This is a genomic window from Leifsonia sp. EB34, from assembly GCF_041260585.1.
GTDB lineage: Bacteria > Actinomycetota > Actinomycetes > Actinomycetales > Microbacteriaceae > Leifsonia.
Window position 1 is genome coordinate 1,438,763 of the sequence record NZ_JBGCCV010000001.1, and the last position, 14,635, is coordinate 1,453,397.

General features: G+C 71.4%; 16 protein-coding genes. 8 read left to right on the forward strand and 8 right to left on the reverse strand.

The genetic code is table 11. The annotated features are described in order from the left end of the window. Window positions 1-2: 2 nt before the first annotated feature. The gene (locus ABIA36_RS06920; RefSeq protein ID WP_369961548.1) at window positions 3-251 is read left to right on the forward strand and encodes a glutaredoxin family protein; all 249 of its coding nucleotides are present in this window, start codon (window positions 3-5) and stop codon (window positions 249-251) included. Window positions 252-335: 84 nt separating this feature from the next. Here the strand turns inward: ABIA36_RS06920 and helR are convergent, their stop codons facing one another. Both helR and ABIA36_RS06930 read right to left on the reverse strand, forming a co-directional pair. Beyond that, window positions 336-2,405, reverse strand: a complete 2,070-nt coding sequence (gene helR, locus ABIA36_RS06925; protein WP_369961549.1) for an RNA polymerase recycling motor ATPase HelR — start codon at window positions 2,403-2,405, stop codon at window positions 336-338. Between the two features lie 93 nt (window positions 2,406-2,498). After that, the gene (locus ABIA36_RS06930) at window positions 2,499-3,023 is read right to left on the reverse strand and encodes a hypothetical protein (RefSeq protein ID WP_369961550.1); all 525 of its coding nucleotides are present in this window, start codon (window positions 3,021-3,023) and stop codon (window positions 2,499-2,501) included. Between the two features lie 191 nt (window positions 3,024-3,214). Between ABIA36_RS06930 and ABIA36_RS06935 the strand changes: the two genes are divergently transcribed. Further along, the gene (locus ABIA36_RS06935) at window positions 3,215-4,186 is read left to right on the forward strand and encodes an aldo/keto reductase (RefSeq protein WP_369962090.1); all 972 of its coding nucleotides are present in this window, start codon (window positions 3,215-3,217) and stop codon (window positions 4,184-4,186) included. A 46-nt stretch (window positions 4,187-4,232) separates the two neighbouring features. Next, window positions 4,233-5,093 carry an aldo/keto reductase gene (locus ABIA36_RS06940; RefSeq protein ID WP_369961551.1) on the forward strand — a complete coding sequence of 287 codons (861 nt, stop codon included), beginning with the start codon at window positions 4,233-4,235 and terminating at the stop codon, window positions 5,091-5,093. Between the two features lie 34 nt (window positions 5,094-5,127). Here ABIA36_RS06940 and ABIA36_RS06945 read toward each other — a convergent pair whose 3' ends face one another. The 3 genes from ABIA36_RS06945 to panD all read right to left on the reverse strand — a co-directional run bounded on the left by ABIA36_RS06945 (window position 5,128) and on the right by panD (window position 7,124). After that, complete coding sequence (locus tag ABIA36_RS06945) at window positions 5,128-6,060, reverse strand: LysR family transcriptional regulator (RefSeq protein WP_369961552.1); 933 nt, start codon at window positions 6,058-6,060, stop codon at window positions 5,128-5,130. Between the two features lie 99 nt (window positions 6,061-6,159). Further along, complete coding sequence (locus ABIA36_RS06950; protein WP_369961553.1) at window positions 6,160-6,690, reverse strand: hypothetical protein; 531 nt, start codon at window positions 6,688-6,690, stop codon at window positions 6,160-6,162. Continuing rightward, a complete protein-coding gene (gene panD, locus ABIA36_RS06955) occupies window positions 6,687-7,124 on the reverse strand; it encodes an aspartate 1-decarboxylase (RefSeq protein ID WP_369961554.1) in 438 nt (145 codons plus the stop codon). Before panD ends, ABIA36_RS06950 begins: the two co-directional genes overlap by 4 nt. Before the next feature lie 90 nt (window positions 7,125-7,214). Between panD and ABIA36_RS06960 the strand changes: the two genes are divergently transcribed. Further along, window positions 7,215-8,099 (forward strand): hypothetical protein, encoded by an 885-nt coding sequence (locus ABIA36_RS06960; RefSeq protein ID WP_369961555.1) that lies wholly within the window; start codon window positions 7,215-7,217, stop codon window positions 8,097-8,099. Between the two features lie 6 nt (window positions 8,100-8,105). On the opposite strand, the gene ABIA36_RS06965 is transcribed toward ABIA36_RS06960, so the two are convergent. Both ABIA36_RS06965 and ABIA36_RS06970 read right to left on the reverse strand, forming a co-directional pair. Next, window positions 8,106-8,768, reverse strand: a complete 663-nt coding sequence (locus tag ABIA36_RS06965) for an MOSC domain-containing protein (RefSeq protein WP_369961556.1) — start codon at window positions 8,766-8,768, stop codon at window positions 8,106-8,108. Between the two features lie 31 nt (window positions 8,769-8,799). Beyond that, the gene (locus tag ABIA36_RS06970; protein WP_369961557.1) at window positions 8,800-10,308 is read right to left on the reverse strand and encodes a peptide MFS transporter; all 1,509 of its coding nucleotides are present in this window, start codon (window positions 10,306-10,308) and stop codon (window positions 8,800-8,802) included. A 162-nt stretch (window positions 10,309-10,470) separates the two neighbouring features. Here ABIA36_RS06970 and ABIA36_RS06975 point away from each other — a divergent pair, with 162 nt between their 5' ends. The 3 genes from ABIA36_RS06975 to ABIA36_RS06985 all read left to right on the forward strand — a co-directional run bounded on the left by ABIA36_RS06975 (window position 10,471) and on the right by ABIA36_RS06985 (window position 13,303). Beyond that, window positions 10,471-10,908 (forward strand): Lrp/AsnC family transcriptional regulator, encoded by a 438-nt coding sequence (locus ABIA36_RS06975; protein ID WP_055921605.1) that lies wholly within the window; start codon window positions 10,471-10,473, stop codon window positions 10,906-10,908. A 134-nt stretch (window positions 10,909-11,042) separates the two neighbouring features. Then, window positions 11,043-11,777: a response regulator transcription factor gene (locus ABIA36_RS06980; RefSeq protein ID WP_369961558.1), complete on the forward strand. Its 735-nt coding sequence runs from the start codon at window positions 11,043-11,045 to the stop codon at window positions 11,775-11,777. Next, window positions 11,774-13,303 carry a sensor histidine kinase gene (locus tag ABIA36_RS06985; RefSeq protein WP_369961559.1) on the forward strand — a complete coding sequence of 510 codons (1,530 nt, stop codon included), beginning with the start codon at window positions 11,774-11,776 and terminating at the stop codon, window positions 13,301-13,303. Before ABIA36_RS06980 ends, ABIA36_RS06985 begins: the two co-directional genes overlap by 4 nt. Before the next feature lie 83 nt (window positions 13,304-13,386). Here ABIA36_RS06985 and ABIA36_RS06990 read toward each other — a convergent pair whose 3' ends face one another. Continuing rightward, window positions 13,387-14,235, reverse strand: coding sequence for an aldo/keto reductase (locus ABIA36_RS06990; protein WP_369961560.1), 849 nt, complete (start codon window positions 14,233-14,235; stop codon window positions 13,387-13,389). Between the two features lie 49 nt (window positions 14,236-14,284). On the opposite strand from ABIA36_RS06990, the gene ABIA36_RS06995 reads away from it, so the two are divergent. After that, window positions 14,285-14,632 (forward strand): hypothetical protein, encoded by a 348-nt coding sequence (locus ABIA36_RS06995; RefSeq protein ID WP_369961561.1) that lies wholly within the window; start codon window positions 14,285-14,287, stop codon window positions 14,630-14,632. The last annotated feature ends 3 nt before the right edge of the window (window positions 14,633-14,635 follow it).

Here is a 14,635-nt window from a genome sequence, read left to right on the forward strand (position 1 = left end):
CCATGACCGACACTTTCGACACCGTCACGATGTTCGGCGCGGACTGGTGCCGCGACTGCATCCGCTCCAAGGCCCTCCTCGACCGCCTCGGCGCCGACTACGAGTACATCGACCTCGTCGCCCAGCCCGAGCAGGCCGACCGCGCCCAGGCGATCAGCGGGCGCACGAACATCCCGGTGATCGTGTTCCCGGACGGGCGGCACCTGGTGGAGCCGAGCGACGCGGAGCTGCAGGCGGCGCTGGCGGTCTAGCCCGCCAGCACCACCAACTCCCGCGTCGACCGCGTCATCGCGACGTACCGGTCGACGGTCCCCTCGATCCCGTCGCCGAAGCGGTCAGGGGTCGAGCAGCACCACCAGGTCGAACTCCAGCCCCTTCGACTGCGCCGGCGTGAGCGCGCGGATGCGGTCGGAGGGCGAGGTCCAGCGCACGCCGCCCTCGGCCGCGATCACGCACCCGATCCCGACCGGGTTCTCGTCGAGCCAGCGCGCCACGATCCCGTCCAGCTCCTGCCGCCTTCCCCGCACCACCGGCAGCCCGCTGCTGCGGACCGACGTCGGCACGTTCGCGTCCGAGATGGCCGCCCGGATCACCGGCGCGGCCTCCGCCATGATCTCCTCCGGGGTGCGGTAGTTGACGGTCAGCGTGGACACCCGCACGTCCGGGATGCCCGCCGCCGCCAGCCGCGCGGCCCACGAGTCCGTGAACCCGTGCCGCGCCTGCGCCCGGTCGCCCACGATGGTGAAGCTGCGCGACGGGCAGCGCCGCAGCAGCATCCGCCACTCGGCGTCGGTGAGCTCCTGCGCCTCGTCCACGACGATGTGCGCGAACGGCCCGGCGAGGAGGTCCGGGTCGAGGCTGGGGAGGGCGGCCTCGTCGATCAGGGAGCGCTGCGCGTCCTCCACCTTCAGCATCGTGACGAGTCCCTCACCGTCGTCGGCGGCGATCAGGTCGTCCACCACCCGGTTGCGGCCCTCCCGTTCGAAGGCGAGCACGGCCTCCCGCTCGCGCGCCACCCGGTTCGCGGCCGGGTCGCCGATCCGCTGCCGGGCGGCGTCCAGCAGCGGGAGGTCGGACAGCGTCCACGCCCGGGGCTCCTCCCGCTGCAGCGCGCGCACCTCCTCGTCGGTCAGCCACGGCGCGCACGCGCGCAGGTAGGCGGGCACCGAGAACAGGTCGCCGAGCACCCCCTCCGGGTCGAGCAGCGGCCAGGCGCGGGTGAAGGCCGCCCGCAGCGCCTCGTTCTGCGTGAGTTGGCGGCGCAGCGCGACGGCCGGGATCGCATCGCCCGCCTTCGCCTCCAGGATCGTCAGCAGCTCCTCCCACACCTCGTCGCGCGCCTCGTCGTGCGGGACTCCGACGCCGGCCGCGTCGAACGCGTCCGCCCAGTCGTCGGGCGTCAGCGGGAGGTCGGCCCACTCGGTCTCCACGACCATCCCGCGCGGCGGCGGGACCTCGTGGTAGCGCACGGCCCGCTCGACCGCCGTCACCATCGCCCCCGACGCCTTGAGCCGGGCGACCGTCTCGTCGGTCTCGGGCTCGGCGGTCGCGCCCTCCGGCAGCAGGTCGCGCAGCGTGCAGAGCTGCACGCCCTCCTCGCCGAGGCTCGGCAGCACGTCCGAGACGTAGGCGAGGTAGGCCGGGCTCGGCCCCACGAACAGCACGCCGCCGTGCCCCTGCGACAGCCGAGGGTCGGAGTACAGCAGGTAGGCCGCGCGGTGCAGCGCGACCACCGTCTTCCCGGTGCCCGGACCGCCGTCGACCACGAGCGCACCGCGCGAGCCGTCGCGAATGATCGCGTCCTGGTCGGCCTGGATGGTCGCCAGCACGTCCCGCATCCGCGGCGACCGGCTCGCGCCGAGGCTCGCGATGAAGGCGGACTGGTCGTCCAGCGCCGCCCGCTCGGTGGCGTCGTCGAGCGCGTCGGCCGCGAACACCTCATCCCAGTAATCGGTCACCCGCCCCTTCGCCCACCGGTAACGCCGCCGGCTGACCAGGCCCATCGGGTGCCCGAGGGTTGCCCCGAAGAACGGCTCGGCCGCGGGCGACCGCCAGTCGACGAGCAGCTTCTCGCCGTCGTCGCCGCTGAGCCCGAAACGGCCGATGTAGACGGTCTCCCCGGCATCGGTGACCATCCGGCCGAGGCACACGTCGATCCCGAACCGTCCCAGCGCCCGCAGCCGGGCGCTCAGGCGGCGCACCTCCGTGTCCCGGTCGAGCGCCTTCTGACCGTGACCGCCCGGTGCGCGCAACTCGGCGGCGAGCTGATCGGACAGTTCGGCGACAGTCCTCCGGAGGGTGTCGCCGATCGCGGCGAAGTGCCGCTGGTCGTCGGCGATGAGGGCGGGAACGGATTTGGCGCGGAGGTTGTCGGGCAGGGCGAAGGCAGGCGAGGAGGCAGTCACGATCGACGATTCTGCGCCCTGACCGGGGCCTTGCCGCAAGCCCCCTGTGCTCACGTATCCTGGAAATGCAGGGACGCTCAGGGACGTGGGCCGTCAGGAGACGCCGTCGTTGTGCGCGACCAGGGCTCCGTCCGAGAAGGCGCGAATCGGCTGAGGTTGGGCGAACGCGAACATCAGCGGCCGGGTCTTCTCGATGCGGACCAGGTGGCGCTCCTGCTCGCCCACCTCGAATTCGATCACCGAGCTCAGTCGGAAGCTCACGGTGACGAATCTCTTGACGATCAGCCGTCCGTCGACCCAGACGGTCAGCCAGCCCCACATCTGGTCGAAGGTGTAGACCACATCGTGCTTCTCGCGGTCACCGACGGTGAACCGCACGGTGTGCGCCGTCGCCACGCGCCCCGGTCGCGGCGCGGCACGCGGGTGCCGTGAGGGGTCCTTCGAGAGGGCCACCAGCAAGAAGATCGCCATTCCGATGAGCCCGACGCCGAAGACCAGCACCGGCAATGCCGCGCGAACACCCCGGGCTGCTGAGATCCCGCCCCAGAGGAGCAGCGCCGCTCCCCCGGCGAACGCCACGCAGGTGAACACGACGACCGCCACGCGAGCATCTCTCATGTTGTGAACGGTACTCGGCAGTGGCGAGAAGACCAGACCCGACCTCCGCGCCACCGCGGACGCGACCGCCACGCCCCGGGCTCCACGGCTTCTGAGCGCCCGGGCAATCCACAAGTCAGACCGCACAATCCCATCCACGCCGCCTGTTGGACTTCTCGTCGCTTCCGGCGGAGGCTGGCGCCATGACAGACATGCAGTACACCCAGCTCGGCCGCTCCGGCCTGAAGGTGTCGCGCCTCGTGCTCGGCACGATGAACTTCGGCCCGGAGACGACACCCGAGGACTCGTACGGGATCATGGACGCCGCCCACGCGGCCGGCGTCAACTACTTCGACACCGCGAACGTCTACGGCCGCAGCAAGGGCCACGGCGCGACCGAGACGATCATCGGCGATTGGTTCGCGCAGGGCGACGGCCGGCGGGAGCGGACGGTCCTCGCCACCAAGCTCTACGGCGCGATGGGCGACTGGCCCAACGAGGGCAAACTGTCCGCCCTGAACATCCGGCGCGCCCTCGACGCCAGCCTGAAGCGGCTGCAGACCGACTACATCGACATCTACCAGTTCCACCACGTGGACAGGGACACCCCGTGGGACGAGATCTGGCAGGCGATCGACGTCGCCATTGCGCAGGGCAAGATCCTGTACGCCGGCTCCAGCAACTTCGCCGGCTGGCACATCGCGACCGCGCAGGCGGAGGCTCGGAAGCGGGACGCGCTCGGCCTGGTGAGCGAGCAGTCCATCTACAACCTCCTCACCCGCCAGGTGGAGCTGGAGGTGCTGCCCGCCGCCCAGGCCAACGGTGTCGGAGTGATCGCCTGGTCGCCGCTGCACGGCGGCCTGCTCGGCGGCGTGATCCGCAAGCAGAACGAGGGGCGCCGCCGCCTGGAGGGTCGCGCGGCGGAGACGCTCGCCACCCACCGCGACGCGATCGAAGCCTACGAGTCGTTCGCCGCCGAGCTCGGCCACGAGCCCGGCGACGTCGCGCTCGCCTGGCTGCTCACCCGTCCGGGCGTGACCGGGCCGATCATCGGCCCGCGCACCCGCGAGCAGCTGGACGCCGGTATCCGTGCGCTCGACGTGCACCTGGACGACGCGGCGCTGGCCCGGCTGGACGAGATCTTCCCCGGGCACAAGACCGCGCCGGAGGACTACGCCTGGTAGCCCCGGCTCCCTCCCCGCCCCCGTTTCGAAAAAGCAAGGAGAACGAATGAAGTACCGCGCACTGGCCGACCTGCAGGTGTCCGCGATCGGCCTCGGCGGAATGCCCATGTCGATCGAGGGCCGCCCCGACCGGGCCCGCTCGATCGCGACCGTGCACGCCGCGCTGGACGCCGGCGTCACGCTGATCGACACCGCCGACGCCTACCACGTGCACGCCGACGAGGTCGGCCACAACGAGGAGCTCATCGCGGAGGCGCTGCGCACCTGGAGCGGCGACGCCTCCACCGTCCTCGTCGCGACGAAGGGCGGCCACCTGCGCCCCGGCGACGGGAGTTGGACGGTCGACGGCCGTCCTGAGCACATCCGGGAGGCCGCGCTGGAGTCGCTGCGCCGGCTCGGCGGCGACGCTCTCGGCCTGTACCAGTTCCACCGTCCGGACCCGGAGGTCCCCTATGCGGACTCGGTGGGCGCCGTCCGCGACCTCCTCGACGAGGGCCTGATCCGTTACGCCGGCATTTCGAACGCGAACCCCGACCAGATCCGTCAGGCGCGGGACATCCTGGGCGGCCGTCTGGTGTCGGTGCAGAACCAGTTCTCGCCTGCGTTCCGCTCCAGCGAGCCGGAACTGCGGCTGGCCGACGAGCTGGGGATCGCGTTCCTGCCGTGGAGCCCCTTGGGCGGCATCTCGAACGCGGGCGGCCTGGGCGACCGGTTCGCGCCGTTCGCCGACATCGCCTCCGCACGCGGCATCAGCCCGCAGGTGGTCGCGCTGGCCTGGCACCTCGCGCAGAGCCCGCACGTCATCCCGATCCCGGGCTCGTCGCGGCCGGAGACCATCCTGGACTCCCTCACCGCGGTGGACGTGGAGCTCACGGCCGAGGAGCTGGCGGCGCTGAACGCGGCGTGATCCTCGCGGTCCGCCGCGGGCCTCTCGAGGATCGTCAGGCGGGCTGCTCCGCTGACCGCTCGGCGGCGGGCGTGGGGGCGTCGACGGGTGTCGGCGCCTCCACCCGCGCCAACTGCCGCAGGAACGCCGCCGCCGCCGGGCTCGGCTCGTCGGACACGGCCACCGCGACGCTCCACTCCGGCACGTCGCCGCTGAGCGCGACCGCGCGCAACTGCTCCGGCCGTTTGCGCGCGAAGCTCTCCGGGACCACGGCGATGCCGAGGTTGTAGCCGACCAGGTCGAGGAGGGGGTGGACGTCGTTGACCTCCATCGCCGCCCGGTAGTCGAAGCCGGCCGCCGCGAACGCCCGCCGGGCCAGCGTCTGCGCGGCCCAGCCCTCCTGGAAGCCGACCAGCGGCTCGCCGCGCAGCGCCTCGATGGGGATGCTGTCCTCCGCAGCGAAGCGGTGCTCCGGATGGCAGAGCACCAGCAGCGACTGGGTGCTCAGCGGACGCAGCCGCACACCGCTCGGGGCGTGGCCGGTGTCGACGACCACGGCCACGTCGGCCCGACCGCCTGCCACGGCCTCCACCAGCTCCTCCGAGCCCGAGTACCGCAGCCGCACCTCCACGCCGGGGTTCGCCGTGCGGAACGCCGCGAGCTCGGCCGGGAGGTCGACCGACCCGAGGCACGGCTCGGCGCCGATCGTCAGGCGGCCGCGCAACAGGCCGCGGACGGCGGCCACCGCGTTGCGTGCCGCGGCGGCGCTGGCCAGCGTCCGCACCGAGTCCGCCAGCAGCGCCTGACCGGCCGTCGTCAGTTCGACGCGGCGGGTGCTGCGGATGAAGAGCGACGTGCCCAACTCCTGCTCGAGCGAGCGGATGGAGGCCGAGAGCCCGGACTGTGAGATCTGCAGCAGCTCCGCCGCGCGCGTGAAGTGCCGCTCCTCGGCGACGGTGACGAAGTGCTCGAGCTGGCGAAGTTCCATTCAGCAAGGATACTGGTCAATCGCGCGCGTTCCATCGACGCGGCGAGAGGCGCAGCGGTCGCACCAACTCTGCTCAGCGTGAACCCGCAGCCGCGCCCGCTACAGCCGCAACACGCTGGGCCGCGGGAGCCCGAGGTCTTCGAGGAGGTCGCCCAGCTTCCGATCCAGTTCGTACCCGGCCTGCGTGATCTTGTTGCTGCCGAACCCGCGCAGCGGCGCGCTCGGCTGCTCCACGCTGAGCACCGTGCGCCCTCCGCCCGCGTCGTGCAGCTCGACGCGCATCGGCGTGTACAGCATCGCTCCCGCGTCGTGACGGTACATCCGCGCCGCCGTCGCGTAGTCGCCGACGAGGTAGCTCACGCTCGCCGTGTCGACGCCGCCCACCCGCATGACCTGCCGCGGGTCGCTCGTCCAGAACCGCACAAGGCCGTGCATCGCCGGCCCCTCCAGCATGCGCGTCAGCGTCGACCAGTCGGCGCCCTGGTCGAGGAGGCCGCGCTGCAGTCGCTGGTCGAGCTCCGGAACCTGCTCCTCGAACGCGCGCCGGAGCTGCGCGAACGGCACCTCCGCCTCCAGCTCGATCCGCCGGGCCTCGACGGTGTGGATGCGCTCGGTCGCCCGGTACGTCACGCGACGACGGTGCCGGCCGCGGACGGCACTGCGAACGGCGGCACGCTCACGCCCTCGCTCAGCGCCTCGGCCGGGTCGGCGCCGACCGCGAGGATGCGATTGTCGCCGTCCACGTGCACGACCGCCGGGACGAAGGTCCGCGCCTCGGCGCTCTCGAGCTGCGCGTAGGAGATGACGATGACGATGTCGCCCACCTGAGCCAGGTGCGCCGCCGCCCCGTTCACCCCGATGACGCCGCTGCCGCGCTCACCCGCGATCAGGTAGGTCTCGAAGCGGGCGCCGTTGGTCACGTCGACGACCGCGACCTGCTCGCCGGGCAGCAGGTCGGCGGCCTCCATCAGGTCGAGGTCGACCGTGAGCGAGCCGACGTAGTGGAGGTCGGCGTGGGTGACGGTGGCGCGGTGGATCTTCGACTTGAACATGGTGCGGAGCACGGGACGTTCCTTTCGTGGCCTGACTCCATTGTCCCGCGGTTCGCGGGCGGTCGGGTCGCACAGCCGAGAACGGGCGCGGGAGAATGGGGCGTGCACAACCTCGGACTCCTCTTCGACGTCGACGGCCCGATCGCCAGCCCCGTCACCCGGACCATCGCCATCCGCAGCATCGTCACCGACCTGGTCGCGATGACCGCCGCCGGCGTGCCGATCGCGTTCATCACCGGTCGGTCGGGCGACTTCATCCGCCACCAGGTGGTCGCCCCGCTCTGCGACGCCGGCCTCGGCGACGCGCTGGAGTCGCACGGCACTCGAATGTTCGGCGTGTTCGAGAAGGGCGGCGCGTGGGCGCCGATCACGGGTGAGGGGATGGGTGAGGTCGCGGTCGACGCGTCGGTCGCGCTGCCGGACGCGGCGGTCGACGGGATCCGGTCGCTGGTCCGTGAGCGGTTCGCCGACACGATGTTCTTCGACGAGACCAAGCGCGCGATGATCTCCGTCGAGCAGCGCACCGACGTGGACTCGGAGACGTACCGGGAGGCCCAGGCACGTTTCGAGGACGCGGCGTTCGACCTCCTGACCGGCCTCGGCCTGGGCCTGCGCTACGGCGAGCGCGTCGCCCCGGACGCGGCAGGGAATGTCCCGTTCCGGATCGACACGACGATCATCTCCACCGACATCGAGTCCGTGCTGCTCGACAAGGACCGCGGCGCCCAGCGCGCGTTCGACTACTTCGCCGAGCGCGGTCCGCTGCCGCACCGCTGGCGCTCGGTCGGGGACTCGCGCAGCGACTACAAGATGGCCGACTACGTCCACAGCACGGGACGGGAGGTCGCCCACGTGGACGTGCGGCCGGCCGACGGCGTGCTGGAGCGGCCGTACGACGTGATCACGATCGGCGACGCGGTGCACGACACCGCCGGCGCGGAGTTCCTGGCGCACTGGCGGCGGGAGCTGCGGCTGGACGAGGAGTAGGGCGGCCTAAGCCGCCCGGCCGCGTACCGACGCGATGGACTCGCGCATCTCGCGCGCGAGCTCCAGCGCACCGGCCTCCTCCGCCGCCACGAGCGCGTCGGCCTGGTCGAAGTCCCGTGCCGTGAACCACGACGCGATCGTGACACCGTGCCCCGGCTTCCGGACGACCTCCACCGCGTCGCCCGCGCCGACCGTCCCGGCGTGAACGACGGCCAGGTACGCGCCGACACGCCCCGCCTCGGTGAACCGGCGCACCCACTGCGGCTCGCCCATCCGGCGCTGGAAGGTCGCGCACGGCGTGCGCGGGCGGGTCACCTCGACCACGAGCTTGTGGCCGATCCGCCAGCGCTCGCCGATCTCCGCACCGTCGACGTCGAGTCCCGCGGTCCGCAGGTTCTCGCCGAAGAGCCCCGGCGGGATGGGGCGGCCGAGTTCCGCCGCCCACCATTCCGCGGCCTCATCGGCGTACGCGTAGAGAGCCTTCGTGGAGCCGCCGTGGTGCGTGCGGTCGACCTGCACGTCGCCGTAGAGGCCCAGCGTGCGCACCTTCAGCCGCGAGTCCACCGGCTGCTTGTCGATCGCCGTCACGCCGACGTTGCCCGCGTCCGGCCGCAGCTCCGCGACCCGGCACACCGCGAGAACCCGCGCACCCTCATCCCCAACCGTCATGCCCTCCAGTATGCCGGGCCGCGCGGCCGGCCTACCGCACCCCGCGCATCATCCGCAGCACCCACGGACTCAGCACCGCCAGCACCACCCCGATCACCACCGCGACGGCGCCGATCACCCCGAAGTACACGCCCTCCGTCGCCGGCGAGTACAGCTTCGCGAGCTGCCCGGACATGGCGGTCCCGAGCGCCACCGACAGGAAGTACAGGGCGACCATCTGCGCCTGGAACGCGTGCGGCGCCAGCTTCGTCGACGCGGACAGCCCCACCGGCGAGATCAGCAGCTCCGCGATCGTGAACACCAGCAGGATGCCCACCATGGCCAGCAGGGGCGTGCTGTTCGCTCCACCCCCGACCCAGAACAAGAAGAGGAAGAACGCCAGCCCCATCACCACGGTCCCTGCCGCGAACTTCAGCGGTGTCGACGGCTGCTTGTCGCCCCACTTGGTCCAGATCGCCGCGAACACGCCGGACAGGATGATGATGAAGATCGGGTTGATGGACTGCACCCACGACACCGGGAACTCCCACCCGAACAGCATCCGGTCGAGCCGCTTGTCGGAGTAGATCGTCACCACCGTGAACTGCTGCTGGTAGAGCGACCAGAACGCCGCGTTCGTGATGAAGAGCGGGATGAAGGCGAGGATGCGACTGCGCTCGACGCCGCTGAGCAGCTTCGAGCTGAGGATGACGACGAAGTACGCGACCGCCGCGACGATGGTGACGCCGATCACCCAGAGCGCGAGGTTGATCGCGTTGATGAGCCCGGTGAGGACGAGGGCCACAACGACGATCACCCCGACCACGGCGATCCCGATCACGAGCGGGAGGCGCGTGCGCGGCAGCGGGTGCGGCACCTCTCGCGCCAGATCGGGGAGGCGCTTGCGGCCGAGCGAGTACTGGATGAGGCCGATCGCCATCCCGACCGCCGCCAGCCCGAAACCCCAGTGGAAGCCGAGCGTGGACTGCAGCAGCCCGGTCAGCAGGGGCCCGAAGAACGCACCCAGGTTGATGCCGAGGTAGAACAGCGAGAACCCCGCGTCGCGCCGCGAGTCGTGCTCGTCGTAGAGCGTCCCGACGATGCGGGTGGCGTTCGCCTTCAGACCACCACTGCCGACGGCCACGAACAGGAGGCCGACGATCACGCCCGCGAAATTCGGCAGCACGGCGAGCGAGATGTGCCCCGCCATGATGACGACCGCGCTCCAGAACAGCACCCGCTCCGACCCGAACAGCCGGTCCGCCAGCCACGCGCCGAGGATCGTGGACAGGTACACCGCGCCGCCGTACGCGCCAACGATGCCCGCCGCGGTCGCCTGGTCGACGCCGAGGCCGCCCTTCTCCGCGCTGTAGTACAGGTAGATGAGGAGGATGCCCTGCATCCCGTAGAACGAGAACCGCTCCCACATCTCCACCCCGAAGATGTTGGCGAGCGAGCGCGGCTGCCCGAAGAACCCGTGGCTCGCGTCGGTGGGGGCGGCCGTGGTCACCGCTTCGCCTTCAGGACCGTTGGAGCTGCCGGTGTCACTCATGGCGACCATGGTGCCACTTTCGACGGCGGAGGTGAACAGTATCTGAAACAGAAATTCCCGACCGTCCCGCGGCCACAACGCGCCCCGCCGCCACGCTAATCCTTTGCGCCCGCGCGCACGATTCCCGCGTCACGTTCACCTCCGCGCAACGATCCACCGTATGCTTGCGCCGTGGACAACCTCGATCGCAGCATCCTCGACCTGCTTCGTCAGAACGCGCGCGCCGGCTACGGCGACATCGGCGGCGTCGTCGGTCTGTCCGCTTCCGCGGTCAAGCGCCGTGTCGACAAGCTGGTCGCCGACGGCGTCATCCGCGGCTTCACCATCCAGGTGGACCCGGCCATCGACGGGATGAGCACCGAGGCGTACGTGGAGCTGTTCTGTCGCGGCACCGTCTCGCCCGAGGAACTGCTGCGCATCCTCTCCGCCGTCCCCGAGGTCGTCGACGCGGGCACCGTCACGGGCAGCGCCGACGCGATCGTCCACATCCGGTCGCGCGACATCCCGAGCCTGGAGGCCGCGCTCGAGAAGGTGCGCCTGGCGCCGAACGTCGACCACACGCGCAGCGCGATCGTGCTCTCGCGGCTCATCAACCGCGGCAACAACTGACGTCGCGGATCCCCGACCCGCGTGCCGGTGATGGAGCATACCTGACGACCGTTCTGCGAGAACGTTCAGCGGACGCCAAGCCGCCGGGCCGCCGATCCGAGCGCGACCACGGCGATCAGTGGCACGATGGGCGCATGAAGCTGCTCGTTGTCGAAGACGATCCGGACATGGGAGGCCTCGTCGAGCGGGGCCTCGCCGCCGAAGGATACGACGTCACCCTGGTCACCAACGGCGTCGACGCCCTCATCGCCCTGCGCGGGGACTCGTTCTCCGCCGCCGCGATCGATGTCATGCTGCCCGGGATGAGCGGCTTCGAGCTGTGCCGGCACATCCGGGAGGCCGCCAACCCGATGCCGATCCTGCTGCTCACCGCGCGCGACGCCATCGAGGACCGCGTGCACGGCCTCGACTCCGGCGCCGACGACTACCTGACCAAGCCGTTCGCGTTCGCCGAGCTCGCCGCCCGCGTGCGTGCGCTGCTGCGCCGGGAGCCGAGCGGGATGCGGCCGCAGGTCAGCGTCGGCCGGCTCACCATCGACTCGCACGAGCACCAGGCGCTGGTGTCCGGGCACGAGATGCCGCTCAGCCGCCGGGAGTTCACCCTGCTGCGGCTGTTCGCCACCAACCCCGACAAGACGCTGTCGCGTGCCGACATCCTCGAGTCGGTGTGGGGCACGACCGACAATATCGGCACCAACGTGATCGACCAGTACGTCTCCTACCTGCGCAAGAAGCTCGACCTCGCCGGGGCCGGCCTGTCCATCGTGACCGAGCGCGGCCGCGGCTACCGGCTGGACGCGAAGAACGCGCTGGAGTCGAAGGCCGACAAGGCCGACGCGAAGACGGCGACGGAGACGCCGGCGCCGTGACCTGGCTGCGGCGCCTGTCGATCACCGCGCGCATCACGATCGGCAGCCTCATCGTCGCCACCCTGTTCGGCCTGGTCGCGGTGGTGGTCATCCGGGTGGGGGTGTCCTCCATCCTCCACAACGCCACCGTCACGCTCCTCAACAACGACGTCACCGCACCCGCAGCGTCGGTGCTGGCGAACCCGTCCGGTCCGTTCGACCTGCCCGGCGGCGGCCAGGAGCTCGCCATCGTCGACACGAACGGTGTCATCCTCGACTCCACGCTGCCGACGGCGCTCGAGAACCGGATCGACCACCTGCTGTCCTTGCCGCCCTCGGCGACGACCGTGCAGATCGCGGACGACACCTACGAGGTGCTCGTGAAGCCCGTGGTCACCAAGCGCGGCACGATGCACGTGGTCGCCGCCCGCAACGACGAGACGACCTCGCTCATCCTCGACCGCCTCACCCTCGCGTTGCTGATCGGCGCCGGTGTGCTCATCTTCGGCTTCGGCGCGGCGTCGTGGCTGCTGGCGCGCACGGCGCTGAGACCGGTCAGCCGGATGCGCGAGCAGGCCGACCGGATCGCCGGCGGGGAGCCGACAGGGACCGACGAAGCCGCGGGGCTGCTGACCGTCGGCCCTGCCCAGGACGAGCTCTCCGAGCTGGCGACGACGCTCAACGACCTGATCCGCCGGCTCAGGGCGTCCGCGGACCGCGAGCGGCAGATGGTGTCGGACGCCAGCCACGAGCTGCGCACGCCACTGGCCGTGCTGCGTGGACAGCTGGAACTGGCAGAACTGGACGCGGGCGATGCGGACGCGTTGCTCGACGACATCCGCTCCTCCCACTCGACGGCCCTGCGGCTGGGCACGCTCGCCAACAACCTGCTGGAGCTCTCGCGGATCGAGGCCGGCCCGTCCGGCGGCCGGATCGACTGGCGCACACTGGTGGACGAGCTGACCGACGCGATCGACCGCGCCCGCCTCCTGGTCAGCAGCGCCGAGGACGACGGTTCGATCTCGGTGGACTTCGAGTACGACCCCAAGCGGCGCCCGAGCGCGGACGCCCGCGTGGCGCTCTCGCCGACGGACTTCGGACGTATCCTCGACAACCTCCTCGGCAATGCGATCACGGCGATCCGCAGCCGGGCAGCGGGTACCAGCACCGGGCCGGTGCCTCGGCTGGGCGACGCGGTGGAGGGCGCCCCGGTGGAGACGGCGCCGGTCGAGTCCGAACCGATCGACGGTCGCGCGGCGGCGGTGGAGGACGTCGTGAGCGCCGCACTGCGCGTCGAGCAGGAGTGGGTGGTGCTCACCGTGCACGACTCGGGCCCGGGGATGCCGGAGGAGTTTATCCCGGTGGCCCTGGACCGCTTTACCCGCGCGGATGGTGCTCGCACCACCTCGCGCGCCGGAGGTGGCGGCGGCCTCGGCCTGGCGATCGTGGCGGCGCTGGCGGGCGCGGCGGGAGGCTCGGTCCACCTCGCGAACGCGCCGACCGGCGGCCTCGTGGTGACGGTTCGGCTGCCGCTCGTGCGGGTGTGACGCCGCCCGACGCTGCGTGTCAGTGCTCGGCGCGGTCAGTGGGCGGCGCCGTCCGTGCCCCGGCGTGTCAGTGCTCAGCGCGGTCAATGCCCGGTGTGGTCGGAGTCCACTCCCGCGTCGGGCCCCTCGTCCAGACTGTCGATCGCGGCGAGGTCGTCCGCGTCGAGCTCGAAGTCGAAGACCGCGAGGTTCTCCGCCATCCGCTCGGGGTTGCGCGACTTCGGGATGGCGACGAGGCCGTTCTGAACGTGCCAGCGGAGCACGATCTGCCCCACACTGCGCCCGTACTTCGCCGCGACCTCCGCGAGCACCGGCGCCGCGAGCAGGTCGCCCGAGCCGCCGATCGGGCTCCACGACTCGGTGACGATGCCGTGCTCGGCCCCGTAGGCACGCTGTTCGCGGCGCTGGATGGCCGGGCTGAGCTGGATCTGGTTGACCGCCGGCGTCACTCCGGTCTCGGCGATCAGGCGGTCGATGTGGGCCGGCTTGAAGTTGGAGACGCCGATCGCACGCGTCTTGCCGCTCTGCTGGAGGCGGATGAAGGTCTCCCAGGTGGAGACGTACTGGTCGCGCCCGGGCAGCGGCCAGTGGATGAGCAGGAGGTCGACATAGTCGAGCCCGAGCCGTTCGAGGCTGGCGTCGAGCCCGGCGACGGCACGGTCGTCGCCCTGGTAGCCGCCGTCGAGCTTCGTCGTGACGAACCAGTCCTCGCGGGCGAGTCCGCTGCCGTGGAGGCCACGGCCGACGCCGGTCTCGTTGCCGTACTTGGCTGCGGTGTCGACGTGGCGGTAGCCGAGTTCCGCCGCGGCGACGACGGCCCGTTCGACCTCGGCGTCGTCGAGCGGCCAGGTCCCGAGGCCGAGCTGTGGGATGCTCGTCCCGGAGTTGAGAGCGATCGCGGGCACGGCGGCGGTGGGCGGGTTCTCGGTCATGCGTCACAGCGTAGCCCCGGGTAAGGTGGCGCTCATCGGAAGGAGTGCCATGCCCGCCACACCCCCGGACCCGTCGGAGCCGTCGATCCCGTCGGACCCCGATGCCGTCGCCCTCGCCGTGGAGGCCGCGATCGAGCGCGATGACCTTCCAGAACTGCGCCGCCTCGCGGACGCCGGCAGTTCGGACGCAGAGGACGCCCTGGTCGAGTCAGCCGCCGAGCGCGGCGACACCGCCGAGTTGCGCCGCCTCGCCGACGCCGGCAACTCGGACGCCGAGGACGCCCTGGTCGAGTCCGCCGCCGAACGCGGCGACATCGCCGAACTTCGCCGCCTCGCCGCCCTCGGCAACACGGACGCCGCCGACGAACTCCTGGAGCTCGAGGAGGAAGAGGAGTAGCCG

Coding starts and splice junctions, on each gene's coding strand:
- ABIA36_RS06920 (WP_369961548.1), top strand. CDS start 3: ATGACCGACACTTTCGACACCGTCACGATGTTCGGCGCGGACTGGTGC.
- ABIA36_RS06930 (WP_369961550.1), bottom strand. CDS start 3,023: ATGAGAGATGCTCGCGTGGCGGTCGTCGTGTTCACCTGCGTGGCGTTC.
- ABIA36_RS06935 (WP_369962090.1), top strand. CDS start 3,215: ATGCAGTACACCCAGCTCGGCCGCTCCGGCCTGAAGGTGTCGCGCCTC.
- ABIA36_RS06940 (WP_369961551.1), top strand. CDS start 4,233: ATGAAGTACCGCGCACTGGCCGACCTGCAGGTGTCCGCGATCGGCCTC.
- ABIA36_RS06945 (WP_369961552.1), bottom strand. CDS start 6,060: ATGGAACTTCGCCAGCTCGAGCACTTCGTCACCGTCGCCGAGGAGCGG.
- ABIA36_RS06965 (WP_369961556.1), bottom strand. CDS start 8,768: ATGACGGTTGGGGATGAGGGTGCGCGGGTTCTCGCGGTGTGCCGGGTC.
- ABIA36_RS06970 (WP_369961557.1), bottom strand. CDS start 10,308: ATGGTCGCCATGAGTGACACCGGCAGCTCCAACGGTCCTGAAGGCGAA.
- ABIA36_RS06980 (WP_369961558.1), top strand. CDS start 11,043: ATGAAGCTGCTCGTTGTCGAAGACGATCCGGACATGGGAGGCCTCGTC.
- ABIA36_RS06990 (WP_369961560.1), bottom strand. CDS start 14,235: ATGACCGAGAACCCGCCCACCGCCGCCGTGCCCGCGATCGCTCTCAAC.
- ABIA36_RS06995 (WP_369961561.1), top strand. CDS start 14,285: ATGCCCGCCACACCCCCGGACCCGTCGGAGCCGTCGATCCCGTCGGAC.